Source organism: Sphingomonas sp. 10B4 (assembly GCF_035019905.1).
GTDB lineage: Bacteria > Pseudomonadota > Alphaproteobacteria > Sphingomonadales > Sphingomonadaceae > Sphingomonas > Sphingomonas glacialis.
This window is the reverse complement of the sequence record NZ_JASJVC010000460.1, coordinates 1-250: the sequence shown is the minus strand read 5'-3', so window position 1 is coordinate 250 and position 250 is coordinate 1. Positions and strand designations below refer to the sequence as shown.

1 protein-coding gene is annotated in these 250 nt (G+C 66.4%); it reads left to right on the top strand.

All coding sequences use genetic code 11. The features are described 5' to 3' along the window. Nucleotides 1-250 (top strand): helix-turn-helix domain-containing protein (locus QN347_RS20490; RefSeq protein ID WP_323494500.1); only part of this gene is annotated, 250 nt, incomplete at both ends.

The following is a 250-nucleotide window of genomic DNA, read 5'->3' as shown; positions in this document are numbered from 1 at the left end:
GGCCGACAACGCGCCGCCACGCAACGCACCGACCAGCAACGCGAGCGCATCCTCCAGGTCGCGGCGCAGCTCTTTGCAGACCAGGGCTACGCCAACACGACCATGGCGCAGATCGTGCGCGCGCTCGGCGTCACCAAGCCCTTCGTCTACTACTACTTTCGCGACAAGCAGGAGATCTTCGAGACGCTGTCATGGCGCCCGGCCGTCGATTGCCTGACGGCGATGGACTTCCCCGCGGACGATCGCCGAC